The sequence below is a fragment of the Colwellia aquaemaris genome, from assembly GCF_057548755.1.
In genome coordinates, this window is sequence record NZ_BAAJLV010000003.1 from 141,114 (window position 1) to 165,475 (window position 24,362).

Sequence of the window (24,362 nt, forward strand, 5' to 3'; positions counted from 1 at the left end):
GTTAAGGAAAAAATTATGAATAAATTAGCACTGATTACAACCCTAGGCTTAACACTAACGCTTGCCGTTGGTTGTGCTAACAAATCTGTTGTCCGCTACGGCGATGCGACAGCAGTAGAAACTACAGACATTAACTTTGGCTCAACTGATTTACAAAAAGTGGCCGCTGAAATGACTGACTCATTATTACTGTCTCCTGTTGTTGGTAGCTTAACGCAAAATAAACGCCCAGTGATGTTTGTTGAGCGCTTAAAAAACAAAACCAGCGAACATATCGACACTGAGTCAATTACCGACTCTATTTCAACCAAATTATTGCGCTCAGGAAAATTCCGCTTTGTTGATATGGGGCGTGTTGAAGCTGCGCGTGAGCAGTTAAAATTTCAACATGAAGGTGGCATGGTTGACCCAAACAAAGCATTGCAGTTTGGTCGTCAAATTGGCGCACAATATATGCTTTACGGCAACTTATCGAGTATTGTTAAAAGCAACCAAGATAAGTCAGATGTTTATTATAAATTTACCTTACGTTTAATGGATCTTGAAAGTGGCCTGGTTGAGTGGGCAGATGAAACAGAAATTCGTAAAACAAAAGCGAAAGAATCAGTAGGTTGGTAGCTTTTAGCTAGTGCCAAAATAAGCACTAGCTAAATGATAAATAAGGAGAGCGGTATGAAAGCAATTTACTTATCGTTAATGTGCTGGTTAGCATTAATACCTTTTGCACAAGCTGACTATGATAGAAATAAAGCGGTACCTGTGGAAAAGGTTTTATTTGGGCAAGTAATGTCGGTGCGTAATATAACTGAGCAAGAACTTATTCGAGACAAAAACCAAGGTTGGAAAACTTTTGGTGGCGCATTGATTGGCGGCGCGATAGGTAATCAATTTGGCAGCGGTAGTGGCCGCGATGTTGCCACTATATTAGGCGCTATTATTGGTGGTTCAGTTGCTCATAATCGTAATCCTGAATATCGCGAAAGGACACTGCATTTAGTTGAATTGATGATCAGAGTGGAAAATGGCGATGAATATATGGTGGTACAAGACCTAGATCGCAAAATGTTATTTCAGCCAAAAGATAAAATTCGTATGGTTTATTTAGCGAATGGCTCGGTAAGAATAGATAAGCAAATGTAGTTTTTTCAGGTTTAATGTTTTCGTGGGGCAAGGACTATCTTTTGCTTTAATACTAGTGGCAACACGTATGAACTATGCGATAATTTATCTAGGTTTTATGAATAAATGCTAGGGGATAGGTAGTTGCTAGCAAACTCTATTGTGGTACTCGATTTTGAAACCACAGGTTTGTCGCCTGACCAAGGTGATCGAGCAATTGAAATTGGTGCGGTGAAACTTGAAAACGGTATTGAAGTTGATAAATTTCAGGCTTTGATGAACCCAGGGCGACGCATTAACAGTTTTATTGAAAACTATACTGGTATTACTAATCGCATGTTAGCACCTGCGCCGCCTTGTGAAAATGTGATGGCAGACTTTGCCGATTTTATTGGCGATAGTAACTTACTTGCCCATAATGCATCTTTTGATGGTCGTTTTCTAGCAGCTGAGTTCTCTCGTATCGGCCGCGAGGTAGTTGGTGAATTTAGCTGTTCGTTATTAGTTTCGCGCCGTATTTATCAACAAGCGCCTAATCACAGGTTGGGCACTTTAATAGATTATAAGAATATTGCAGCTGATGGCGATTTTCACCGAGCCTTGTTCGATGCTCAAATGACAGCGAAACTCTGGCTAACAATTCTTGATGATATTAGTGAGCATTATGGTATTGAAGAAATTCCTTTTAGTTTAATTCAACGTATTGCTAAAACGCCAAAGGCGCAAGTACCTAAATTATTGAATAAATTTGCAGCTTCTTTACTTTGATAGATAAATAAAAGGGCATATGAATATGCCCTAATTAATATTAGAAATTTTTGTTCCTGTTATTTATTCGACGCCTACTATTACACCGTTGTCGAGTAGTTCGACATCATTTGCTGCAGGGTGTTTTGGTAAACCAGGCATGCGCATAATATTCCCCGTTAATACGACTAAGAAACCTGCACCGGCGTTAATTTGAATTGAGCTTACTGTTACTTCAAAATCACGAGGTCGACCGTGTAATAATGGATCGTCAGATAACGAGCTTGGCGCTTTAGCAATACATATGGGTAAATGGGTTAGGCCAAGTTGTTCAACATGCTTAAGGTCTTTTTCTGCTTGCTTTGAGAAAGCAACATCGTCAGCACCATACATGGCTTGGCTAACTATTCTTACTTTTTCTAGCACGGGTTCATCGAGCTGATATAGAGGAATAAAAGGCTTACTCTTATCGACAGCAGACATTACCATTTTAGCTAAATCAACGGCACCTTTACCACCTTCTGCATGGTGATTACTTTCTGAAAAAGATACGCCCAATTCAATACAGCGATTGCGGATTATACCGATTTCGTCGTCTGTATCGGTAGCAAAACGGTTTAATGCAACTACCGCATGTTTATTAAAAAGTGCAACACTTTCAATGTGCTTGTCTAAATTTTCTAAACCTTGCTGAACCGCTGCTATATCTTCTTCTACTAAATTATTTTTATTTTTACCGCCATGCATTTTTAAGGCGCGAACGGTAGTAACGAGTACCACCACATCAGGGTCGAGTTCTGCAATACGACATTTAATATCAAAGAATTTTTCTGCCCCTAAATCAAAACCAAAACCTGCTTCGGTAATTGCCCAGTCAGCATGATGCATGGCCATTTTAGTGGCAATAACACTGTTACATCCATGGGCAATATTGGCAAAAGGGCCGCCATGAACAAAGGCAGGTGTACCTTCAAAACTCTGTACTAAATTAGGTTGTAGGGCATCACGTAGCAAGGCCATCATAGCGCCGGTAATATTAAGTTGCTTGGCAACAACAGGCTCTCCGTCGTATGTGTAACCAATTAATGTTCGGTCTAAGCGTGCTTTTAAATCTTTAGCATCATTGGCTAAGCAAAGCATTGCCATAACTTCTGATGCGGCGGTAATATCAAAACCGCCTTCGCGCGGTATACCTTGCATTTTGCCACCTAAACCTAAGACAATTTTTCGAAGACTACGATCATTCATGTCCATAACACGACGCCAAACAATCTGGCGTGGGTCAATGTGTAGGTCGTTTCCTTGATATATATGGTTATCAATTGCAGCAGATAATAAGTTGTTAGCACTGGTGATTGCGTGAAAGTCGCCAGTAAAATGTAAGTTGATGCGATCCCCTGGCATTATTTGGCTGTAGCCGCCACCCGTTGCGCCACCTTTCATACCTAAGCATGGTCCTAAAGAAGGTTCACGTAATGCCAAACATACGGACTCATTAAGTTGCGTAAAAGCTTGTCCCAAACCTATAGTCGTGGTGGTTTTCCCTTCTCCTGATGGGGTTGGTGTGGTGGCTGACACTAAGATTAGTCGACCATTTTTACCTTGAGGCTTTTTTAGTGCGTTAACGTCAACTTTTGCGATATCGCGACCATAAGGGTTTAAATCTTCTGGTGAAATATTTAAGGCATCACTAATTTCAGTGATAGGTCGCGGGGTAAACTGTTGTGCAATTTCTACATCGGTGGCCATATGCTTTCCTAAATTTTGTAATAGTTATTAACGTTAGTGAAGCTAATCTATACTTAATTTACCGAGCATTAGTTGATTTGCAACAAAAGCTATACGATTTATTGATTTATAAAGCGAGACAATAGTAGCGTCTGCTTTCCACTATGAAAGTTACAAGGTACTATCAATAAAGATTTATTTTACGTTGTTTATATTTTAAGCCTGTATGAATATTAATACTTCTGTACCCGTCATTGTTCCCGAATGCACAGCTACAACGGAGCTGAGTAAGTTTCGTTATCATGCGACTAGCCGAGTACTGGAATCTGATCACGTGATTGTTGAGCAACCTTTACAAATAAGGTTGTTATGGCAAGAAGCAGACAATACTGACTACTTGAGTCAAGTATTTTCAATCACCATGCGTACACCGGGTAATGATAGGGCGTTAATTACCGGGTTATTGCTCTCGGAAGGTGTGATTAAGAGTAATCATCAGCTAGAGAGCATTTTACCAGAAATTGATGATGAAAATGTTAGCTCGGCTAGCAATGCGAAATTTGATAACCAGTGGGAAGTAAAACTTAATGCTGGCGTGATACCTGATATAAAGTCGCTTGAACGCTTTCAGATAACATATAGTAGCTGTGGTTTATGTGGCAGTACATCATTAAAGTCATTAGAGCTGAAAAACCCGCCGAGCTTAAATGACGCTAAACATTGGCTATCATTTGCGACTGTATGTGCAATGCCTGAACATATGCGTGTGCAGCAATCTCAGTTTGTGCAAACGGGGGGATCACATGCCGCCGCTTTATTTAACGAAACGGGTGAGGTGATTGACATCAAAGAAGATATTGGTCGTCACAATGCTTTAGATAAACTGCTTGGTGCTCGTTTAATGCAAAGTGATATTAGCTTATCGCAGCACTGCGTGCTGGTAAGTGGGCGAATAAGTTTTGAAATTGTACAGAAAACGGTGATGGCAGGTATTCCTGTGCTTATTGCTGTAGGCGCGCCATCTGAGTTGGCAGTATTAGCAGCTAAACGTTTTAATTTAACTTTAATTGGCTTTACCTCAAAAAGCGGATTTAATTTATACCATGGTGATTGGCGATTATTGCCATTGGAGGAAGCATGTCAAAAAATTTAACGGCATTGGCGAAACGTCAAGGCATTGATCACACCTTATTTCAAGAGCTTGCTATTGGTGAAGACTCTAAGTCAAAAGCAGAGCGCAAGGCGTTAGCAAAAAAAATACTCATTGGTGAAGCTATTGTTCACGGTACGGCGAGTTTTTATGACTTTATTGATGGCGACAATGCCAATAAAAAAGCCTATGTTTGTAATGGCTCGTCTTGTATGTGTGCAGCAACACAAGCCGATGTTATGACAAAATTGCAGGCTTATTATCAAGCAGATGAAATTGGTCATGTGACTTGTTTAGGGCGTTGTGCAGAAAATAGTGCTTTTCAAATCAATAAAGAAAACTATTCCGGCGGCGATATTGAACATTTAGCAGAAATTGTGGATGCGGGTAGTAAAACATCTTTAGAGCATTACCATGTTGAATCAAGTTTATCGCAACCTATATTAACAGCTGAAATACCTGATGTTGCTCAATATTACCATGTTTTTACTGAGGCTATAGCGCAACATAATATTGATGAATTGTTGCAAAAAATTACTGACTCTGGCTTACGCGGACGTGGTGGTGCAGGTTTTCCCACTGGCTTTAAGTGGCGTTCGTGCCGCGATGTGGTAGGCGATGAAAAATACATTGTTTGTAATGCTGATGAAGGTGATGCTGGTGCGTTTAGTGATAGATATCTATTAGAACAACGTCCTCATTCAGTACTCTTTGGCATGTTAATGGCGGGCTTTTTATCGGGCGCACAAACAGGTGTTCTTTATATTCGTGATGAGTACCCACAGGCAATCAGAGCCACTGAACAAGCCATAGTTGAGTTTCAAGCGTTAAACTTGTTAAAAGATATAACTTTCAATTTTAGCTTTAAAATTATTCGCGGTGCTGGCGCCTATATTTGTGGTGAAGAAACTGCATTATTACGCTCGATTGAAGGGCAGCGGCCACTAGTGTCGGTTCGGCCACCATTTCCAACACAAAGTGGCTTGTTTGGTTGTCCAACCATTTTAAATAATGTTGAAACTTTTGCCTCTATTAATTTTATTTTAAGTGCAGGTGATGATAAATATTTGGCCTTAGGGAATGGTAAATCAACCGGCAGTAAGTTGGTTTCATTAGATGGAAGTTTTAAAAAGCCAGGTATATATGAGGTTGCCATGGGCATGCCATTGGCGGAGCTTTTTACTATGGCAGGCGGTTTCTCTAAACCTTTAAAAGCTTTGCATATTGGTGGGCCATTAGGCGGTGTGGTGCCTATTTCAGCGGTAGATAATTTAACTATAGACTTTGAATCATTTGCAGAAAATGGTTTTTTACTGGGTCATGCTAGTGTGATTGGCTTGCCTGAGCCACTATCTATGATTGACTATATTGAGCATTTATTTGAATTCACCGCCGCGGAGTCATGCGGTAAATGTTATCCATGCAAATTGGGCTCAGTGCGAGGCCAAGAAATGGTGCAAGATGCCATAGCGGGCAAACAGTTACTTGACCAAGAGTTACTGGATGATTTATTAGAGACCATGCAGTTAGGCTCGTTGTGCGCTTTAGGTGGTGGCGTGCCATTGCCTATTCAAAATATATTGCAGTATTTTTCTGAAGAAATTCGACCATATATTAAGCAAAATGTTACTACATCGGAGCAAGCTCATGTCTAACTCTATTGATAAAAAGATTGCATTTTTAAATGGCATTGCTCATGAAATTACATCTGGTGAAACTGTTTTAGACTTTAGCCGACGACTTGAACAAATTGATCAGCATAAAATTCCAACCTTATGTGATGACACTCGCTTAGATGCGTACGGAAGTTGTCGTGTTTGCTCGGTAGATATTGCTTTATCTGCTGATGGCCCTAGAAAGGTGATGGCGTCGTGTCATACGCCAATTTCAGATGGTATGCACATTTTTACCAATTCAACTCGTGTAGAAAAGTTGCGGAAAAATATTGTTGAATTGGTATTGAGCGATCATCCAGATAATTGTGAAGAATGTCCGTCAAACAATTACTGTGAATTGCAAGATGTTGCTGTTGCAACGGGTGTCAGAGAAATTCGCTTTGGTAATGGCCAAAGTAGAGGTAAACAAAGCCGTGATTCATTGCCAGCCGTCAGTAAAGATGATGGACATCCATATATGCGCATGGATTTATCTTTGTGTATTGATTGTAATCGCTGTGTGCGTGCTTGTGACGAAATACAAGGTGAACAGGTATTATCAGCCGTTGGTCGCGGATTTGATACAAGGATCATTAAAGGTCAAGATGTTAGTTTTAGTGATTCTGATTGTGTTTCTTGTGGAGCTTGTGCACAAACCTGCCCAACCGGAGCCATAAGCGATGTATTTCGCGCTAATAGAACACCAGACGCTGATAAAATTCGCACTATATGTTCCTACTGCGGTGTTGGTTGTAACTTAGAGGTTTCGGTAAAAGATAATCAAATACTTTCAATTGAAGCGCCGAAAGATGCGGAGGTAAATGCCGGACATACGTGTTTGAAAGGGCGTTATGCGTGGCGATTTTATAATCACCCTGATCGCCTAACTTCACCATTAATTCGTATTGAAGGCGAGTTAACACAGGTTTCTTGGTCACAAGCATTTGAATATTTAGCCGAGCGTTTATTATCAATTAAAGCTGAACACGGTAGTGATGCTATTGCAGGAATTTCGTCTGCACGTTGTACCAATGAAGAGAATTACCTGTTGCAAAAAATGATCCGCGTTATTTTGGGGACCAATAATATTGATTGCTGTGCTCGTGTTTGCCATTCACCAACCGCGTATGGCATGCAAAAAAGTTTTGGTACTGGAGCGGCAACTAACTCGATAGATGATATCAAGCATACTGAATTTATTATGCTTATTGGCGCTAACCCAACGGCGGCACACCCAGTTACTGGTGCAAAAATAAAGCAAAAAGTAATGAAAGGAACGCCGTTAATCGTAATTGATCCAGTAGAAACTGAGCTAGCACGATATGCTCAATGGCATATTCAATTACGCCCCGGTACCAATGTTGCTGTGCTAAATATGATGGCATACTTTATTATTGAAGCTGGCCTTGTTGATATCAGCTTTGTTGATAACCGCACTGAGGAATATCAAAGTTATCATGATGCCATTATGGCACTTGATATTAACGAACTGGCGACTATTGCTGGCGTTGATAAAACACTCGTTAAAGATGCCGCTATAGCGTATGCAATGGCAGGGAATGCCATGAGCTTTCATGGTTTAGGAGTTACCGAACATTCGCAAGGTAGCCGTGCGATTATGTGTATTGCTGACTTAACCATGTTAACGGGTAATATTGGTCGTCCTGGTGTTGGCATGAACCCATTACGTGGTCAAAATAATGTGCAAGGCGCTGCTGATATGGGCTGTCAGCCTCATCAGGGGGCAGGGTATTTTCCGGTTGATAGCGATGAAAACCATCAATATTATCAGTCGCATTATCATGCGGATATGCCAAAAGAAATTGGCTATAAAATTCCAGAAATGTTTAACGCTGCGCTCGCAGGTGATTTAAAAGCATTATGGATTTTAGGTGAAGATGTAGTACAAACCGACCCGAACCAGCAGCATGTTGTGGCTAGTTTATCGAACTTAGACCTATTGATAGTACAAGAAATCTTTATGTCAGAAACGGCGAAAATGGCAGACGTAGTATTGCCAGGAACCTCGTTTTTAGAAAAAAATGGTACTTTCACTAATGGTGAGCGTCGAGTGCAGAAGGTAAATGCCGCGGTACCTCCTAAAACAGGCTGTAAAACTGATGGCCAAATTATTGTCGAAATGATGAATGCTTTAGGTTATCCGCAAGCTGATTATCAAGCTGAGACTATGCTAGAAGAGATATCACAAATAGTGCCATTTTTTGCTGGCATTACGTGGGACAATTTAGGCGAAAATGGTTTGCAATGGCCAGTTGTAAAGGGCGGTCAGGATACAAAAATTTTGCATACTGAGTCATTTAAACGTGGTTTGGGGCGTTTTCATTTTTATCCTTTTGAAGAAAGTGTAGAAATTGAGAAAAATAGCCAGGCATTTCCTTATATTCTTACCACTAGTCGTAATTTAGAGCACTACAATTGTGGCACTATGACCAGACGTACCGGTAACGGTGATATTGTTAGCGAAGATGTATTATTGATTAACAGCCGAGATGCTGAGCAGAAGAAAATTTTAAACGACAGTAAAGTTCGGTTATTTTCCGCTCGCGGTGAAATTGTTTTAAAAGCGCAAGTCAGTGATAAAGTTAATCAAGGTATATTGTTCACCACTTTCCATTTTCCCGAGTTGATGATCAACCGCGTTACGGGTGATGTTACCGACAAGCACACTAAATGCCCTGAATATAAAGTGGTATCAGTAGGTATTGAAGCGGTTTAAGAAAATGTGTCATTACTAAGAGAAAATAAGCGAGATAATTATTGAGTTATCTCGCTAGTTTCTTGCTTTACTAATTGTTCATTAAGCCAAGTTAATGCATGTTCTCTGCCGAGTTCAAGGCCTGAAAACTCTTTAATGCTTAAATTGTCGAATTGGCGAACAGCTTGTAAGTCTTTTGTTTGCTGTGCGCTTGCTGCACTGTAATTAATAACAGCGGCAGCGACTAGGTTCTTGCTTGAACCAACACAGAGCAAGGCTTCAAAAGCATAACTATATTGGTTAACTCTATTAACTAATACCGCGTAGCTGTTCACGAAGTATTCACTCATTATTGCTTCATACTCTTCCACTAGCTCTAGTGATATTTCTATACCTTGGCGAATAATAATTTCGGCAATATTCGGGGAAATAATGTTAATTTGACCAAAGCTAGTGGTAATACGCATAACCTATTTAGTTCCTAAATTGAGATTTGATTTCAAGGTGCTAAATATAGGTTATATTGTATATTTGTTCAAATACATATCGATTGCAAAACACAATATTTACCCCTTTAAACTAGTGAACTGTTTTGCTTACTTTTGGGAAGGTGCGATTAATCACTGGTACGTTGGCTGATGTAGTGTTGATAGTCAGGAATGGATTTTTTATATTCATTGCTAAATAACGACGAGTTGATAATAAAATCTGCGGTGGCTTCATTGCATGCAACAGGTATATTCCAAACAGCAGCGAGTCTTAGTAAGGCTTTAACATCAGGGTCGTGCGGTTGCGCCTGAAGTGGATCCCAAAAGAAAATTAGCATATCTATTTCTTGCTCAGTGATTTTTGCGCCTATTTGTTGGTCGCCACCTAAAGGGCCACTGATAAGCTTGTTAATATCAAGTTTGGTTTCAGACGCTAATAGATTGTCGGTTGTGCCAGTAGCATACAAGTTGTGCATCATTAATTTATTCTGGTATTTTTGACACCAAGCTAATAAGTCAGCTTTCATATTATCGTGTGCAACTAAAGCGATAGACTTAAATTTTGCTGAGGCTACTTGTTTGTAATACATATTTTTCTCTAATCATTCTGGCCAATATTTTGAGTTTGTCATGATTCAATTAATTTTGGCAATAAAGTTAATTTATAGCTTAGCTATTTCTCATCTAAGTTTTCTTCTGTATGCTCAATAGCAAATTTAATTAAGAATAAACAGGAAATTAGATTGTCTGAACAAGCGAGAACTTACGTTAAAGGCCTGGCATTGAAGCTTAGCGATAATAGCGAATTGACATCATCACAGCGAATATTCTTAACCGAAAAATGCTTACCTAAGTTAAAGAAAGGGCAAGTATTAATAAAAATGTTGGCGGTACCAGTTAACCCATCTGATTTAGTCTATTTATTAGGGAAATATGGTGTCGCGCCGAATGAAAATGCATTTGTTGGTTTTGAGGGGTGTGGCCTTGTAGTAGATGCAAATGCAGGACTTTACGGTAAATGGTTGCGGGGCAAACGTGTTGCAGTATCTGCGCAGCCAGGCAATGATGGCGTTTGGGCAGAGTATGCTATTACCAAAGCAAATTTTTGTCTGCCAGTGCGAAAAGAACTATCTGATGAGCAAGCGGCAACTATTATTGTTAACCCTTGCACTTCAGTATGTTTGGTTGAACGAGCGATTGAGTTGGGGGCAAAAGCAATTGTTATAAATGCAGCAGCAAGCCAAGTTGGCAAAGGCGCGATTCGTTACGCTAAGCTCAAAGGTATAAAAACCATTGCCTCGGTACGCAGTGAAAGCAATGTTTCGGTACTACAAGCCTTGGGCGCAGATAAAGTTCTTCTAACTTCAAACCAAGATTTTGATGAAAAATTAAAGCGAGCAACTAAGCTATTGAATGCGAATGTGTTACTTGATGCCGTCGCCGCAGAAGATACCCCGAGATTGTTAAAGGCGATGCCTAATAGCTCTACGGCGATTGTGTATGGCCGGCTAACCGAAACCTATGATCCCGTTGGTGGCATGTTTAGTGTTGCAGATGTGATATTTAGAGATATTCGTATTGAAGGCTTTTGGCTGGCCAAATATATGTCAGATGCTTCTCCACTTAAGGTGTTAGCATTGAGCACAAAAGTGCAGAAGTTATTTGCGCAAGGTATTTTCAAAACCGATATTTATGCCAAGGTTGGTTTTGATAAGTTTGGTGAAGCACTTGATCACTATGCAAAACATAAAAGTGACGGCAAGGTGATATTAATGCCACAACAGCATGAATCACTAGAATGATGATTAAGGACTGTTAACTTTTTATCAAATGGCTAAGGTTTTCAGTTCAGGCGGTTATATCGACAAAATTTGCCTTGAGTATTGTACTTAGGCAACTTGGCGCTAATTCTATTTCTAACCCTCGTTTACCACCACTAATAAACAATGTTTCAATAGTGCGGGCGCTAATATCAATAATGGTTTTTAATAGTTTTTTCTGTCCTAATGGGCTGACACCACCAAGTACATAGCCAGTCGAATTTTGTACTATATTAGCTTCAGCCATTTTGACTTTTTTAGCATGCAAATTTTTTGCAACTTTTTTGCAACTTAAAGAGTCAGCTACAGGAATAATGGCCACTGCAAGGTAACTGTTGTCGACACTAACAACCAAGGTTTTAAAAACGACTTCCTTAGCAACATTTAACTTTTCAACGGCTTCCATACCAAACGAGTTGCAGTTTGCATCATGCTGGTAATGATGCAGCTTGTAGCGAACAGACAACTTATCTAGTTGGATAATGGCAGGTGTCATTAGTGTTAAACATTTCTGGTTTTCATTGGTTAACCTTTGTAAGGTTATCGGTTATTTTTTTAGCAAGTAACTGTGTTGCTTGACGCATTTTTTCGACAGCATGAGGGTAACCATCGCTAACTAAATCAACTGCTATGTTAAACTGGTTTGTGCGAGTTTTATGACGTGAAATAAGCGACGGGTTATTGATGAAATAGCTTCCTGTTAATATAACTTGCGATTGATGAGTGGCCTGAAATGCGGAAATTTTTAAGGTGATATCTGCTTTTTTATTGGCATTAATACTTGCATCAATAATAAAGTTAAAGTTGCTTTCATGGTTATTCAAATCTTGGCTTAGTGCTTGAGAAATGCCTAAGTTTAACGGCTCTGCCCACATATGAAAGTGAGAGTAGTGTAGCTGGTGATCAGAAAGCTGCAAAACTAAACTTGGCTGTGTCAAGTATTCTGGGAGTTCAAACAAAGTAACAGATACCGTTGATTTTTGCTTATTTTCTGGAGTTACAATTTCTTTAACCTTAGCCGCTAATGTTGGACTGTTAAGTAAATAGTATTGCGTTTTAGGTGTGTTATTCGAGCTACACGCCGTGATCGAAATTATCGACAATAATGTGAGCATTACGATTGTTTTCATTGTTTGGCTCCATTGCGCGTTGTGGGTATCGGCTCTATTGTTTCACCGTCATTAAAAATTAAGCTATTAGGTTTATGTTTTAGCTGGTTTAATAATGGTTTGAGCTCATTCATTGTCGCCGTTAAGGTTTTTAAAGTAACCCGCAAGTCTTCGTAACCTTTTGAGCCTGACGATAAGTCTTTTGTTAAGGCGTTAATTCCTTGTAACGCTTTAGCCAATTGGCTACTAATTTCTTGCTGTTGAACTTGGCTCATTACGCTATTTAAACTTTGACTGACCGACTGCAGCTCTTTTGCCGTTTGCGTATATTCCTGCATCAGTAGATTAGCGTTTTCAGATAAATTGTTTAGTGGGATATTGTTTAAATTATCCATAAACTGCTCGGCTTTTGCAGTAATTTGTGAAAAGTCATCTGTGCTGGTTGGTATAACAGGGTAATTGTCATACATAGCAATTTCAGTAAGGGATTGGTCTTTACGATGCTGTAAGTCAACAAATAGGCTACCAGTCAGGATATTGCCGGTACGCAGTACCGCCTTTAAGCCGTGCTCTATCCAATATAAGTTTTGCTCAGACATTAGGTTTTCACCTTCATCATTATCTGGTAATCCGACACGGCCAGGTTGCAAACTGATCAATACTGGGATTTTAAAATCTTCTTTTATTAACTTATCTTGTGGGCGAGAGAGAATTAAATTGGTTGATCGAACTTTACCTATTTGTACACCGCGATATTCAACTGGTGCGCCAACCGATAAACCTCGGATAGAGTCACTTACTAACACGACAAACTCAATAGAGCGTCGATATCGCTCATCATCAGCTGCTTCATAGTTGGCGTAAATATCATAGTATGAACGTTCACCTATTTTTTCACCAATTTCCATGCCGTCTGGAATGCCAAAGGTGACGCCGTTGGTTAACATGGTTTCAAAATTTCCAGTTTTAACTGAAATTCCATCAGCATTTAAATCGAGTCGTAAACCACTTACGTCCCAAAACTTGGTGTTACTGGTAATTAATTGATGGTATGGCGCTTTGATAAAAGCATTGTAATACACCACGCGCTCTTCAAAGTTAAAATAAATATCTTCAAATTGTCCTACCGTTAGCCCTTTATAAATGATTGGATCACCTTTGGAGTAAGCAAATTGGTCGTTACTATTAAGTGTAATATGCAAGCCCGGTGTACCAACCGGCGTTACAGGAGGGGATTCTAATGCCTGAAATTCGACACGTTCGTTGCTACTTTTTCCCGGTGAAATTTCAATGTAAACACCTGAAATAAGCGTACTTAAACCTGATACGCCGGTATGTGATATTTGTGGCGAAACCACCCAAAACATGCTGTCATCAACAAGAAATTTCTCAGCTGTTTTTTTTATCTTCGCTGTGACAAATACCCCTGTGCCACTATCATCAAGTTCGATTTGGCTAACTTCACCGATATCTACATTGCGCGATTTAATTTTCGTTTTACCAGCTTCCATTCCTTCAGCGGTAGCAAAGTGAATGATAATTTCAGTGCCTTCATTTCGCCATTGGTAATAAATCATCCAACAACCAATAAATACCGCTATTAGGGGAATAAGCCAAATTGCTGAGATAGTTTTGACTGGCTTTATTGTTGCGTCGGGTGTTGATGCATCATTCATCATTATTTATATTGTTCCATATTAATGTTGGCTCAAAACTCATGGCAGCAAGCATGGTTATTATTACCACGCCGGAAAAGGCTAAAGTAGCGGCACCTGGCGTTATACTCATGGTAGGACCTAGCTGTATTAAACTTGCCAGTACAATAACTACAAAAACATCTATCATTGACCAACGGCCGACAAACTCAGCCATGCGATACCACTTTACTCTTTCTAAGCTTAATCTATCACTTTGTTTTTGAACACTATAATTTAACCAAGCTAAGACTAATATTTTAGCAACCGGCACTATTACACTGGCGATAAAAATAATCGCGGCGATGGGGTAGGAGCCAAGGCTCCATAAAAGGATAACTCCACCAATTATTGTGCTTGGGTCTTCTTGGCCAAATAAACTTGTTGTCATTATAGGTAGCGTATTAGCCGGTATATATAAAATAACAGCGGTGATGAGGTATGCCCAGGTTTTTTGAACGCTTAATGTATGCTCAATAGGATCTTCATGAGCAACTTTATTCCGGCTTTCTTGATTTTCTATTTTATGCGCTTTTTCAACCTCGCTGAGCTGCTGATACAACTGACGTTGATCTATATGTAATACCACTAAGGTCATAGATAACGAAAATAATGTAAAAGCATAAAATGATAGCCCTAACTCGATATCGGCCATAGAGATTACTTTAATCAAGCTCACCAAGGCACCAATAAGGAAAATTTCAGCCATACACCAAGGCAAAAGCTTAAATACCCAATTGAGCACAGCTCGACCATGTTTAGGGTGCAGACCTTTATTTATCGGAATAAGTAAATAGATAACGGACAGCAGCACTATAGAGGGAATTGCAAAAATGGTAAGCAATTCAATAACGGCTAATAATTGGTATTGGTTGTCAATAAGGCGTACGAAACTAGAAATAAGATTAAAGTTATTTTCTAAACCATTGCTACTAAAAGATAAGAATTCAAAAGGTAACGACGCCATTAAAAATATGAGCGCAGTAATTGCAAATGCAACTATCCGTTCGTTAGCGTTTTTATGCAGGGTACTTAAAGTGAAACCACAGCGTGGACATTGAGCTTTTTGGTTTTCTACCATGGGAGGTACGGCAACGACTAAAGCACATTCGTGGCATTGAACTTTACCAGTTTGGGATTCTTGGTTTTGCAAATGCATAAGTGACTTAGAGCCTAGCCCCATGTTCGTGTAGTGAATTAAATTACCATATATTATGACTGATTTAATTACAATTTTCGTTAAATATTAAATCTTGTTTACTAGCATGGTTGAGTTTTGTTTATTAATTTAGCTGAGAGGTTAAATTGCCTTAACTTAGGTTAAATGCTGCAACTAGGTCATCTAAGTCAGCCATTCTCTACCCAAAGTAAGGCTATTTTTAATGTTATTAGCATTTGAGTCTCACTTATTCGGAGCAATCAAACATCCTTCAATCTGCTTTACTAACATTAAAAATAAATTACTGCTAAAAACATTAACAAAGACTAGGAGTTAATAAATATGGTGAATATAGCTAATTAGCTTGCTGAGCTGGGAAAGATACTATTTTTGACTATATTAATTAAAGTAATTCAATAATTTAACGGGGATTATTTCTGATGGAAATAGATAACTCTATCGAGTTTTGTTTTTTGGCGGAGCCTACCGATGTGAATTTTGGCGGTAAAGTTCATGGCGGCATGGTGATGAAATGGATAGATCAAGCATCTTATGCCTGTGCTGCTAAATGGAGTAAGCGCTATTGTGTCACGATTTCAGCTAATGGTATTCGCTTTATTCGACCTATATTAGTTGGGCAATTGGTAACTGTGAAAGCACAAATTGTGCATACAGGCAAAACGAGTATGCATATTTATGTTGCTGTAAGGGCTGGCGATCCCAAAGAAGGAAACTCTGTGGTAACTAATCGCTGTTTTATTACTTTTATGGCCATTGATGAGTCGGGTTTCCCCGTTAAAGTGCCTTCATATTCACCGAGTTCAGAAGAAGACGTAATGTTAGAACAAGTGGCTATTGAAGCGAAGCAATTTGCGAAAACACTTGATAATGATTTTGTAGAAAAACTAGGTTGGAAATGAAGTAGAAGTTTTTTAGCAGTATAGATTTTATTTACATAAAATATTTTGCACTTGTTGTTGCAATGCTGGAATCACTTCGAGCTCAAACCAGGCATTCTTCTTAAGCCAAATATTATTACGAGGGCTTGGATGAGGAATTGGCAGTACTGCAGGAGACATGTTTTTTAAATAAAATTGCCAATTTTTAACGGTATTGGTTAGTGTGTTTTTTTGTTTGTCTGCTATATGCCAATGTTGAGCATAAGTGCCTATAGCGATGATAAGCTCAATATTTGGTAATTGACATAATAGTTTTTCCCGCCATTGTTGCGCACATACTGGTTTTGGCGGTAAATCACCGGACTTTCCTTTACCTGGGTAACAAAATGCCATCGGCAATATGGCAAATAACTCATTATTATAAAACTGGCTTTTGTTAACACCAAGCCAGTTGCGTAACCTTTCACCGCTTTTATCGTCAAATGGTATACCAGATTGGTGTACTTTTAGTCCTGGTGCTTGACCAGCGATAATAATTTTAGCGGATTTGGCAGCCTGCAATACAGGATTGACCCCTAGCGGCAAATCTTGCTGACATAAGGTACATTGCTTTATGTTGCTTAATAGTATTTTCAATGACTCTGACATTGGCTATTACCACTGGAATGTTGGTCGTTATGACGTCGAAATTTACGCTCTTCTACCGCTGTATAAATTAAAAAAAAGCGCTGATACTTTATGTGAGTAACAGCGCTTAAACTTATGATTAGAAGATATTATCGTTTAACAGCAACTTTACTTTTTACTGTTACTTTTGCTTCTATACGTCTGTTTTCAGCATGAGCTACAGCGTTGTTTTCTGGGTTTAATAATTGCTCTTCACCGAACCCTTGAGCCGTTAAGCGCGATGCATCAATGCCAAATTCATTTGTTAATACTTCAACAATAGCATCGGCGCGTTGTTGCGAAAGCTTTTTATTATATGCTGCTGAGCCTTGGCTTGATGTATGGCCATTAATTGCTAATGATGTGTGTGGGTATTTCTTTAAGAAATCTGCCGCAACTTTAATATTGTCATAATATTCAGGCTTTACAATGGCCTTTGAATTGTCAAAATTAACTTGTAAATTTAACTCATCATTTTCTTCAGTAAAAATAGTACAACCTTGGCTGTCGACTTTATCGGTCACTGGTGTCGCTTTACAGTGGTCTTTACTATCAATTATACCGTCTTTATCACTATCAATAGGCTTAGCAACTGCAGGCGCAACAGGTGCTGGTTTTACTGGTGCTTGTTTAGGTGTAGAACGAACCACCTTTTTGGCGGTATCTCCAAAAAAGTAGATGAAACCAATTTGTGCACTTAAATCTGTGTACTTGTTGTCAAATTGGTAATGACCATTACCTTCAAAATATACGGCACTTCTTTCACTAAGGTAGTGACGGTAGCCTGCACCAACGTTGGCTGACAAGTCTGAGTCAATCACATCAATAACACTCGCGCCACCCATAACATAAAAGTTTTGCTTATTTGGGAAATATAAATAATTGGCAGCATAATTTTTGCCAGATGGCGTATCAGGAACCCAATCAGTTAGTGTTAAATTTAGGTGGGTATATGACAGTCTTATTTCTGAATGCTCAGAAAAACGGTAGCCAAACTCAGCACCTACACCATTAGCATGTTTTACAAAGTCGGTATCATTCCATGTTAATCTATCATCATCAGTGTTCATTCTCATGCCATGAACACCAAGGTAGCTTTTACCGATAAGGTCTTCTGCTTTAGGTTGCTCTTGCGCATTCGCCGCGAATGTACAAAGTAAGCTTGAAATTAACAGTGTTGATATTTTTGAATGACGCACAATAAAATTCCTTTTGATATGAGAAATGTTAATAAATTGTTTTTATTGTAACCATTTTATTGCAATTACTAAATTTTTGCAGCATTTATCTGAAAAATAGATTGTTTTTGCATGTTAAATTTTTTAGCCAAAGATTCATTTATATCAATAAATGAAAGCTTAAGGTCGTGTGTTCGTTGATAAAATGGTAGAACAATGAATAATTGCAATTAATTAGTACTTGCGAGTTATTAACGCAGGGTATAATTAACCCTACTTACGGCTAAACATATAGCTATTAAAAATAGATAATTAGGTACCTCGATGACAGACAAAACAATGTATTCAATTGGCATAAAAGGTCAAAAGTGGACTGATGAACACAAGGCTCAATGGCTAAGCGCGCAAACGGTTAAACGAAGTTATGCTGAACAGGTTGTTGCAAAGCTTGACGTGTTAAAGCAAAGCTTCATTGTTGAACAATACGGTCAGCTTGATTATGAAAATAAAAGCTACCCTTTGTTTGCTGTGAAATCAAAAAATTGGCAAGCAGATAAACCGACTATTTTAATTACTGGTGGTGTTCATGGCTATGAAACCAGCGGTGTACAGGGCGCTATACGTTTTGTAGAAACATCAGCTCAATTATTTGAAAGTGAATTTAATTTTATTGTATTGCCGTGTATTAGCCCATGGGGTTACGAAACAATTAACCGTTGGAACCCTTTAGCAATAGACCCGAACCGTTCATTTTATAAAAACAGTCCTGCAAAAGAATCGGCTGCGGCAATGCAATATATTGAGTCTTTAGCAATTGAATTCTTGGCGCATATTGATTTACATGAAACAACCGATACCGACAATAGTGAATTTAGGCCTGCATTGGCAGCAAGAGATGCAATTGAACAAAAAAATTGGAACATTCCTGATGGTTTTTATTTAGTTGGGGATAGCACTAAACCGCAAGCAGAGTTCCAAAAGGCGATAATAGAGTCGGTTGAAAAAGTTACACATATTGCACCAGCGGACAATGATGAAAAGCTCATAGGAGTACCATTAGAGCAATTTGGCGTTATTAATTACGCGGCTCGTGAACTAGGTTTGTGTATGGGCTTAACCAATGCACCATATGTAACGACTACAGAAGTGTATCCAGATAGTCCGTTAGTTGATGATGAAAATTGTATCCTGGCACAAGTGGCTGTTGTTACTGGAGCGCTTCATTATTTACAGACAAGTTAACGAGCATCTTTTTAATTATATTGAAAAGAAAAGTTATTGATTTATATGAATAAAGCTCTGAATGGTCTAACTAAGCAGAGCTTTTTTATAGCCATGAAAACCACTATGTTTTGCTTTCTAACCCTAAAAGGCAATAAAGTCGTTTTCACTATTGCAAGATTTAGCTGAAAAAATTTCATCTTGGCGGCTAATGGTGAGTTGGGTATGTTCAATGTTGGCAATAGTTGGTTTAATAAGTTGAGAGAACTTATCAGCGACAGCGCCTATACGCTTGCCTTGTGCGCTTAATGCGTCAAAATCTTTTTGATGTAATGCTATTAACTTGTTGAGTTTTTTAACCACTAACTTTTGCTTCGCTAATGCCGCTTTATTAATTTTCAATGACTGTGCCGAATCAGCAAAAGCCTGTTGAGCTAATTGTTCTATTTGTGAGGTATATTTATTAAGTTGTTGTTCAATTTTGGGGATAGGAACTTCTAATTTTCTCATGATTTCCTCTTCATCTTTTAATGCGAGGTAAGCTTGCGTTTGCTTTGGCGTGAGTGGTATTTCCTTGAACACTTGGCAGTCTTCTATCAATTTAATTGTGTAGTTTTGCGTAACACTCTTTTGGCTAGCAAATGTTGTATAGCTAAACAATGAAATAGAAATGATTGCTGTAGTCGCGATGACAAGTGCTTTAGTTGTGTGCATATTTGGCCTTAATTCGTGAACTTAATAGTAAGGTCGTTGTTGCTAGTAAAAAGTTTGATTTTGCATGTAATTAAATGCTGCTACTTTGATTTAATGTTTGTGCATGCTTATAACAACAAGCGATAGAAGCGAACATTGCTTGCATAAATTGCAAGACGTGGTATTTTTCCAGCATTAATTAATTTAGGAATATTTTCCATGCCAAAAGCAAGTGATATAAAGAAGAATGCCGCAATAGAATATAACGGCAAAGTGATGATTGTACGTGATATTGAACGTTCTGTACCTCAAGGTCGTGCTGGTGGCAGCCTTTATAGAATGCGTATGTACGATGTGGTTACTGGCGGTAAAGTCGACGAAACGTTTAAAGCAGAAGAAATGTTAAATTTTGCTGACTTAACACGCCGACCATCAATGTTTTCATATATCGACGGCGATGAATATGTTTTTATGGATAATGAAGATTATACGCCATACAATTTAAATAAAGCTTCAATTGCTGACGAGGTTTTATTTATTAACGAAGATACACAAGGTCTACAAGTCATTCTTGTTGATGGTTCACCTGTTGCTATAGATTTACCTTCGAGTGTCGAGTTAGTGATCACAGAAACTGATCCATCCATTAAAGGTGGCTCAGCCACGGCTCGTACTAAGCCTGCAATTTTATCAACGGGTTTAACTGTCCAAGTACCTGAGCATATTTCAACTGGCGATAAAATTAAAGTAAATACTGAAGAGCGTAAATTTATGGGACGCGCTGATAAGTAATATAGCAAATTATCAACAGCTCCTATTATATTGCAGCCAACAATAACTTTGTTGGCTTTTTTTATGTTGAAAAATTACCGATAATACTGAAACCATTTTCTAAATAAAAAGCCTTGTACGTAATCAACATTGATTTTTCGAGCAAAAACAATATCGCTTTCTGTTTCAACCCCTTCCAAAATAATTTTTTTGCCAGCACTATGTGCAAAGCTAATTAAAGCTTTCACGAGTAGCATAAACTCTTTATCGTGTTTTTGCGCGACAACATGTTTGTCTAGCTTTATGTAATCGACCAATTGAATAACAGATGTTGAAATCATTGATAATGGGTTACATACATCATCAATTGCTGTATTTATATTGTTTTTTGCCAAGGTATCAATCATGTCTAAGCTTTTAATGGCATCATTAATTTCAGAGTTTTCAATTAGTTCAATAACAATATTTGAAGCGCGGAAGTTTCTAAATAATGTTAAAAATGGATTGTCTTCGTTGTTTTTTTTCGCTGCAAAATAAGAGTCTTGATCTAAGTTAACGAATATATCACTGTTTCTTGGAGCATTATCTAACTGCAGCATTTTTTGTTGATATTCTACTTGAAATAAACTCACCGGACTTTTATGCAATGCGGCATAAATTATATCGGGTGGAATATAATTGTTATTTCTATCAGAAAACCTAGCAAGGCATTCATATGCCATAATGTCTTTAGACTTTAAGTTAACAATTGGCTGGTATTCTACGCCATAACGTTGTGCTTCAATTAATTCGATTAAACTCGAAGTAGGAATAGTTCTATTTTTCATTTGTTATCACAAATAAAATAATTATTTGTGTACTTCCTTTATTATTATTAATTATCTTAAATAAGAATCATTATCATGTGAACAGTATCAGCCTGTAAACAGATTTATTTCGCTATTTGCAAAGTTGCTTGTTGCTGAACTAACTTATTCACTCCAACTTTATACAAAGCTTTTGCGCTCTTTTAGCGTAAGTTAAAGTTATTATGATCATAAAAATTTAACCTTGGTATAATAAATTTGTACATTTTTGTAACGTTTGTTACTGGGTTGTTAATTTCGAGTTTGTATAATTTTAATCGAGGTTAGGTTTAAAAATATGGCTAAACTGCCCAGTTTTTAATTAGTTATAAATTCCCGTTGAATTTATAACTGTTTAGGGGGGACGTTTGAGAGAAAGCACTACATGGATTAAATAACATAATCATAGAGTCATCTAAATTCTTGATTTTGTATCTACCTACTTAAAAGCGTAGATAGTTTCAGCTTTATTACTTGAATTAGTGTCAGGTAAGTACTCTAGATAAGCTCGAAGTTATCTTCGTTTACAAACGAGTGAATTAAAGTAACTCACTCGCAATTAGTTTTAATAAAAAGGTTTCGCGTTCAATGGATAAGCCTTTTTTATCACTATTACGGATCACTTCTTCATTGTGCTGAATGGCTTGATGGATATTTTTCCAAATGGGTGTCATGCCATTTTGAATTTCATGAGGCTCTAATTCGGGTGTCAGTAATTGCGCGTCAATATCACAGGTATAACAATAAGAAAGCATATGCACGACATCAAAGTCACATTTATGCCAATTACGGTATTCCTCATAGCAGCCGAATGCTTTTATATTTGTAACGCTATGGGCACCTGTTTCTTCGCGTAATTCTCGAATCAGGCCTGATATATTATCTTCACCGTCATCAATCCCTCCGCCTGGTAAACTAAAGTCATGGTAGCGCTTCGTATACAGCAACAGGATATCTTCACCTTTTAATACTATGGCGCGGCTTGCTCTGCGGGTAAATTTGTTGTCAATATTGGCGTGTAAGTCTGGTACTTTTGTTGATTTTAATAAACGCATAGTAGGTGGCTGTAATAAAGTGTTTTTGATAAGTGGGGACAGAGGAGGGCAAATTCAATGATGAAAATAGCTTTGTATATGAACTTGACGATGAAAGTTTTTATATAGTCACTTTATGGTGCCTTAAAAGCGCTTTATTGTTAATTTTATGTTTCGTTTCTTTCTTTTTGAGCGTGTTAAGTTTCGTTTTGAAATTTAATTTAAAAAATAATGAGTAAAATGAAAGTTATTGTGTAATAATACAGGTGTTGTAACGTGAATTGGGAGAGCACTATGTCACACGAAGAAACTGTAAATGCAATTGAGCCTAGCGAGAATGCTACGGAAATGTCTAAAACGATTGAACAGCAATTAGTTGATGCCAATAATGAAATTGCAGATTTAAAAATGCAAATTGCTTGGTTAGAGCGCTCTTACGAATAAAATATGAAAAATTTACTTAAAAGGCCAAGATGACACTATCATCTTGGCCTTTTTCTTTTGGTGATTTCAGGTTATGTAGCTAAACAAGACTTGTTAGCATTTCTTCTATATAAGGAGTAATTTCTTCGCCGTTGCGAATTTTTTTTACATAGTCAGGGTTCGCGATAAAAGGGCGACCTATGGCAATTAAATTAAAATTATTATTTGCTATCGCTTTACTTGCGGTTTCCGCGGTGTAACTACCAACACCGACTAAGGTATTATTATAATTGGCTCTCACATAGCTAGATGCCGTCCCACCTAGATAATCAAACTCCATAGCATCATCAAAAATACCAATATGCAAAAATGCAAGTTGGCGTTTTTCCAGCTCTGGTAATAAGAAATCAAAGACTGCTCTGTCTTTGGCATCTGTTGCCATATTAAAGTAGGCTCCTGGAGTTATTCGTAGTGCGGTTCTATCCCTGCCTATGCGTTCGATAATCGCATCTACAACAGCGAGTGGAAAACGAGCCATATTGGCCGGTGTTTGGCCATATTCATCTTGCCTTTTATTACTGTCAAAATGTAAAAATTGATCAATTAAATAGCCGTTAGCACCATGTATTTCAACACCATCAAAACCTGCTTTTATAGCGTTTTCAGCTGCTTGCGCATAGTCATTTACTAGACTTTCAATATCAGATTTTGTAACGGCTTTCGGCACTTGGTAAGTTAACTCCCGCATTCTTGGTACACTACCTTCAACGGCAATTGCTGATGGCGCAAGTACATCGCCATGTTCAAAAAAGTGAGGATGTGCTACTCGGCCAGTATGCCAAAGTTGAGCAAATATTTTTCCGCCATTACTATGAACTCTACTAGTTACTACTTTCCAACCGTCAATTTGAGCTTGCGAGAATAACCCTGGCGTATTGGGATAACCCTGACCATCAGGGCGAATAATAACCGCTTCAGATATGATCAAGCCAGCGTCAGCACGTCGGCCATAATATTCAGCCATGGCTTGTGTTGGCACTAAATTCTCATCTGCCATACAGCGAGTCAATGGTGCCATTAATATACGATTATTTAGGGTAATTGTGTTATTTAGCGCATAGGGTTCAAATAGATTTTCAGTCATAGCATTATCTCTTTCTTGAATGTTCGTTCAAGATACTCTTATTTGAATGAGCGTTCAAGTATTATTTTGAACAAGCATTCAAATAAAGGTACACTAAGGTTAT

General features: G+C 38.2%; 24 protein-coding genes. 11 read left to right on the plus strand and 13 right to left on the minus strand.

Features of this window, described 5'->3' with window-relative positions; translation table 11 throughout:
- The first annotated feature begins 15 nt into the window (after positions 1-15).
- The 3 genes from lpoB to AC27HL_RS10160 all read left to right on the plus strand — a co-directional run bounded on the left by lpoB (position 16) and on the right by AC27HL_RS10160 (position 1,887).
- Positions 16-618: a penicillin-binding protein activator LpoB gene (gene lpoB / locus AC27HL_RS10150; protein WP_487080870.1), complete on the plus strand. Its 603-nt coding sequence runs from the start codon at positions 16-18 to the stop codon at positions 616-618.
- 54 nt (positions 619-672) lie between these two features.
- A complete protein-coding gene (locus AC27HL_RS10155) occupies positions 673-1,140 on the plus strand; it encodes an outer membrane lipoprotein (RefSeq protein WP_487080871.1) in 468 nt (155 codons plus the stop codon).
- A gap of 123 nt (positions 1,141-1,263) precedes the next feature.
- Positions 1,264-1,887, plus strand: coding sequence for a 3'-5' exonuclease (locus AC27HL_RS10160; RefSeq protein ID WP_487080872.1), 624 nt, complete (start codon positions 1,264-1,266; stop codon positions 1,885-1,887).
- Between the two features lie 63 nt (positions 1,888-1,950).
- On the opposite strand, the gene AC27HL_RS10165 is transcribed toward AC27HL_RS10160, so the two are convergent.
- Positions 1,951-3,615, minus strand: coding sequence for a formate--tetrahydrofolate ligase (locus AC27HL_RS10165; RefSeq protein ID WP_487080873.1), 1,665 nt, complete (start codon positions 3,613-3,615; stop codon positions 1,951-1,953).
- Positions 3,616-3,820: 205 nt separating this feature from the next.
- Between AC27HL_RS10165 and fdhD the strand changes: the two genes are divergently transcribed.
- The 3 genes from fdhD to fdhF are packed head-to-tail and all read left to right on the plus strand — an operon-like array spanning position 3,821 to position 9,136.
- Complete coding sequence (gene fdhD / locus AC27HL_RS10170; protein ID WP_487080874.1) at positions 3,821-4,747, plus strand: formate dehydrogenase accessory sulfurtransferase FdhD; 927 nt, start codon at positions 3,821-3,823, stop codon at positions 4,745-4,747.
- Positions 4,732-6,399, plus strand: a complete 1,668-nt coding sequence (locus AC27HL_RS10175) for an NADH-ubiquinone oxidoreductase-F iron-sulfur binding region domain-containing protein (RefSeq protein ID WP_487080875.1) — start codon at positions 4,732-4,734, stop codon at positions 6,397-6,399. The genes fdhD and AC27HL_RS10175 overlap by 16 nt, the downstream gene beginning before the upstream one ends.
- Positions 6,392-9,136: a formate dehydrogenase subunit alpha gene (gene fdhF / locus AC27HL_RS10180; RefSeq protein WP_487080876.1), complete on the plus strand. Its 2,745-nt coding sequence runs from the start codon at positions 6,392-6,394 to the stop codon at positions 9,134-9,136. The genes AC27HL_RS10175 and fdhF overlap by 8 nt, the downstream gene beginning before the upstream one ends.
- A gap of 38 nt (positions 9,137-9,174) precedes the next feature.
- Here the strand turns inward: fdhF and AC27HL_RS10185 are convergent, their stop codons facing one another.
- Both AC27HL_RS10185 and AC27HL_RS10190 read right to left on the minus strand, forming a co-directional pair.
- On the minus strand, positions 9,175-9,582 hold the full coding sequence (locus AC27HL_RS10185; RefSeq protein WP_487080877.1) for a hypothetical protein: 408 nt from the start codon (positions 9,580-9,582) through the stop codon (positions 9,175-9,177).
- A gap of 149 nt (positions 9,583-9,731) precedes the next feature.
- A complete protein-coding gene (locus AC27HL_RS10190; protein ID WP_487080878.1) occupies positions 9,732-10,193 on the minus strand; it encodes a methylglyoxal synthase in 462 nt (153 codons plus the stop codon).
- A gap of 153 nt (positions 10,194-10,346) precedes the next feature.
- Here AC27HL_RS10190 and AC27HL_RS10195 point away from each other — a divergent pair, with 153 nt between their 5' ends.
- Entirely contained in the window at positions 10,347-11,405 is a 1,059-nt protein-coding gene (locus tag AC27HL_RS10195; RefSeq protein WP_487080879.1) for a zinc-binding dehydrogenase, read from the plus strand.
- Positions 11,406-11,451: 46 nt separating this feature from the next.
- Here the strand turns inward: AC27HL_RS10195 and ybaK are convergent, their stop codons facing one another.
- The 4 genes from ybaK to AC27HL_RS10215 are packed head-to-tail and all read right to left on the minus strand — an operon-like array spanning position 11,452 to position 15,385.
- Positions 11,452-11,919: a Cys-tRNA(Pro) deacylase gene (ybaK, locus tag AC27HL_RS10200; RefSeq protein ID WP_487080880.1), complete on the minus strand. Its 468-nt coding sequence runs from the start codon at positions 11,917-11,919 to the stop codon at positions 11,452-11,454.
- Positions 11,920-11,941: 22 nt separating this feature from the next.
- Positions 11,942-12,553 carry a PqiC family protein gene (locus AC27HL_RS10205; RefSeq protein WP_487080881.1) on the minus strand — a complete coding sequence of 204 codons (612 nt, stop codon included), beginning with the start codon at positions 12,551-12,553 and terminating at the stop codon, positions 11,942-11,944.
- Positions 12,550-14,211 carry an intermembrane transport protein PqiB gene (pqiB, locus tag AC27HL_RS10210; protein ID WP_487080882.1) on the minus strand — a complete coding sequence of 554 codons (1,662 nt, stop codon included), beginning with the start codon at positions 14,209-14,211 and terminating at the stop codon, positions 12,550-12,552. Before pqiB ends, AC27HL_RS10205 begins: the two co-directional genes overlap by 4 nt.
- Positions 14,201-15,385: a PqiA/YebS family transporter subunit gene (locus AC27HL_RS10215; RefSeq protein WP_487080883.1), complete on the minus strand. Its 1,185-nt coding sequence runs from the start codon at positions 15,383-15,385 to the stop codon at positions 14,201-14,203. The genes pqiB and AC27HL_RS10215 overlap by 11 nt, the downstream gene beginning before the upstream one ends.
- A gap of 440 nt (positions 15,386-15,825) precedes the next feature.
- On the opposite strand from AC27HL_RS10215, the gene AC27HL_RS10220 reads away from it, so the two are divergent.
- The gene (locus AC27HL_RS10220) at positions 15,826-16,305 is read left to right on the plus strand and encodes an acyl-CoA thioesterase (protein ID WP_487080884.1); all 480 of its coding nucleotides are present in this window, start codon (positions 15,826-15,828) and stop codon (positions 16,303-16,305) included.
- Positions 16,306-16,332: 27 nt separating this feature from the next.
- Here AC27HL_RS10220 and AC27HL_RS10225 read toward each other — a convergent pair whose 3' ends face one another.
- Together AC27HL_RS10225 and AC27HL_RS10230 are read right to left on the minus strand one after the other, a co-directional pair.
- Positions 16,333-16,932: a uracil-DNA glycosylase family protein gene (locus AC27HL_RS10225; protein WP_487080885.1), complete on the minus strand. Its 600-nt coding sequence runs from the start codon at positions 16,930-16,932 to the stop codon at positions 16,333-16,335.
- Positions 16,933-17,060: 128 nt separating this feature from the next.
- Complete coding sequence (locus AC27HL_RS10230) at positions 17,061-18,149, minus strand: OmpA family protein (RefSeq protein WP_487080886.1); 1,089 nt, start codon at positions 18,147-18,149, stop codon at positions 17,061-17,063.
- 303 nt (positions 18,150-18,452) lie between these two features.
- On the opposite strand from AC27HL_RS10230, the gene AC27HL_RS10235 reads away from it, so the two are divergent.
- Complete coding sequence (locus tag AC27HL_RS10235; RefSeq protein WP_487080887.1) at positions 18,453-19,370, plus strand: M14 family metallopeptidase; 918 nt, start codon at positions 18,453-18,455, stop codon at positions 19,368-19,370.
- A 123-nt stretch (positions 19,371-19,493) separates the two neighbouring features.
- Here the strand turns inward: AC27HL_RS10235 and AC27HL_RS10240 are convergent, their stop codons facing one another.
- Positions 19,494-20,063, minus strand: a complete 570-nt coding sequence (locus tag AC27HL_RS10240; RefSeq protein WP_487080888.1) for a hypothetical protein — start codon at positions 20,061-20,063, stop codon at positions 19,494-19,496.
- Positions 20,064-20,261: 198 nt separating this feature from the next.
- Between AC27HL_RS10240 and efpL the strand changes: the two genes are divergently transcribed.
- A complete protein-coding gene (efpL, locus tag AC27HL_RS10245; protein ID WP_487080889.1) occupies positions 20,262-20,834 on the plus strand; it encodes an elongation factor P-like protein EfpL in 573 nt (190 codons plus the stop codon).
- A 74-nt stretch (positions 20,835-20,908) separates the two neighbouring features.
- Here the strand turns inward: efpL and AC27HL_RS10250 are convergent, their stop codons facing one another.
- A complete protein-coding gene (locus AC27HL_RS10250) occupies positions 20,909-21,640 on the minus strand; it encodes an EAL domain-containing protein (protein ID WP_487080890.1) in 732 nt (243 codons plus the stop codon).
- Between the two features lie 557 nt (positions 21,641-22,197).
- A complete protein-coding gene (locus tag AC27HL_RS10255; protein ID WP_487080891.1) occupies positions 22,198-22,713 on the minus strand; it encodes an NUDIX hydrolase in 516 nt (171 codons plus the stop codon).
- A gap of 273 nt (positions 22,714-22,986) precedes the next feature.
- On the opposite strand from AC27HL_RS10255, the gene AC27HL_RS10260 reads away from it, so the two are divergent.
- Positions 22,987-23,136: a hypothetical protein gene (locus AC27HL_RS10260; RefSeq protein ID WP_487080892.1), complete on the plus strand. Its 150-nt coding sequence runs from the start codon at positions 22,987-22,989 to the stop codon at positions 23,134-23,136.
- 79 nt (positions 23,137-23,215) lie between these two features.
- Here AC27HL_RS10260 and AC27HL_RS10265 read toward each other — a convergent pair whose 3' ends face one another.
- Positions 23,216-24,259 (minus strand): alkene reductase, encoded by a 1,044-nt coding sequence (locus tag AC27HL_RS10265; RefSeq protein ID WP_487080893.1) that lies wholly within the window; start codon positions 24,257-24,259, stop codon positions 23,216-23,218.
- Positions 24,260-24,362 lie beyond the last annotated feature (103 nt).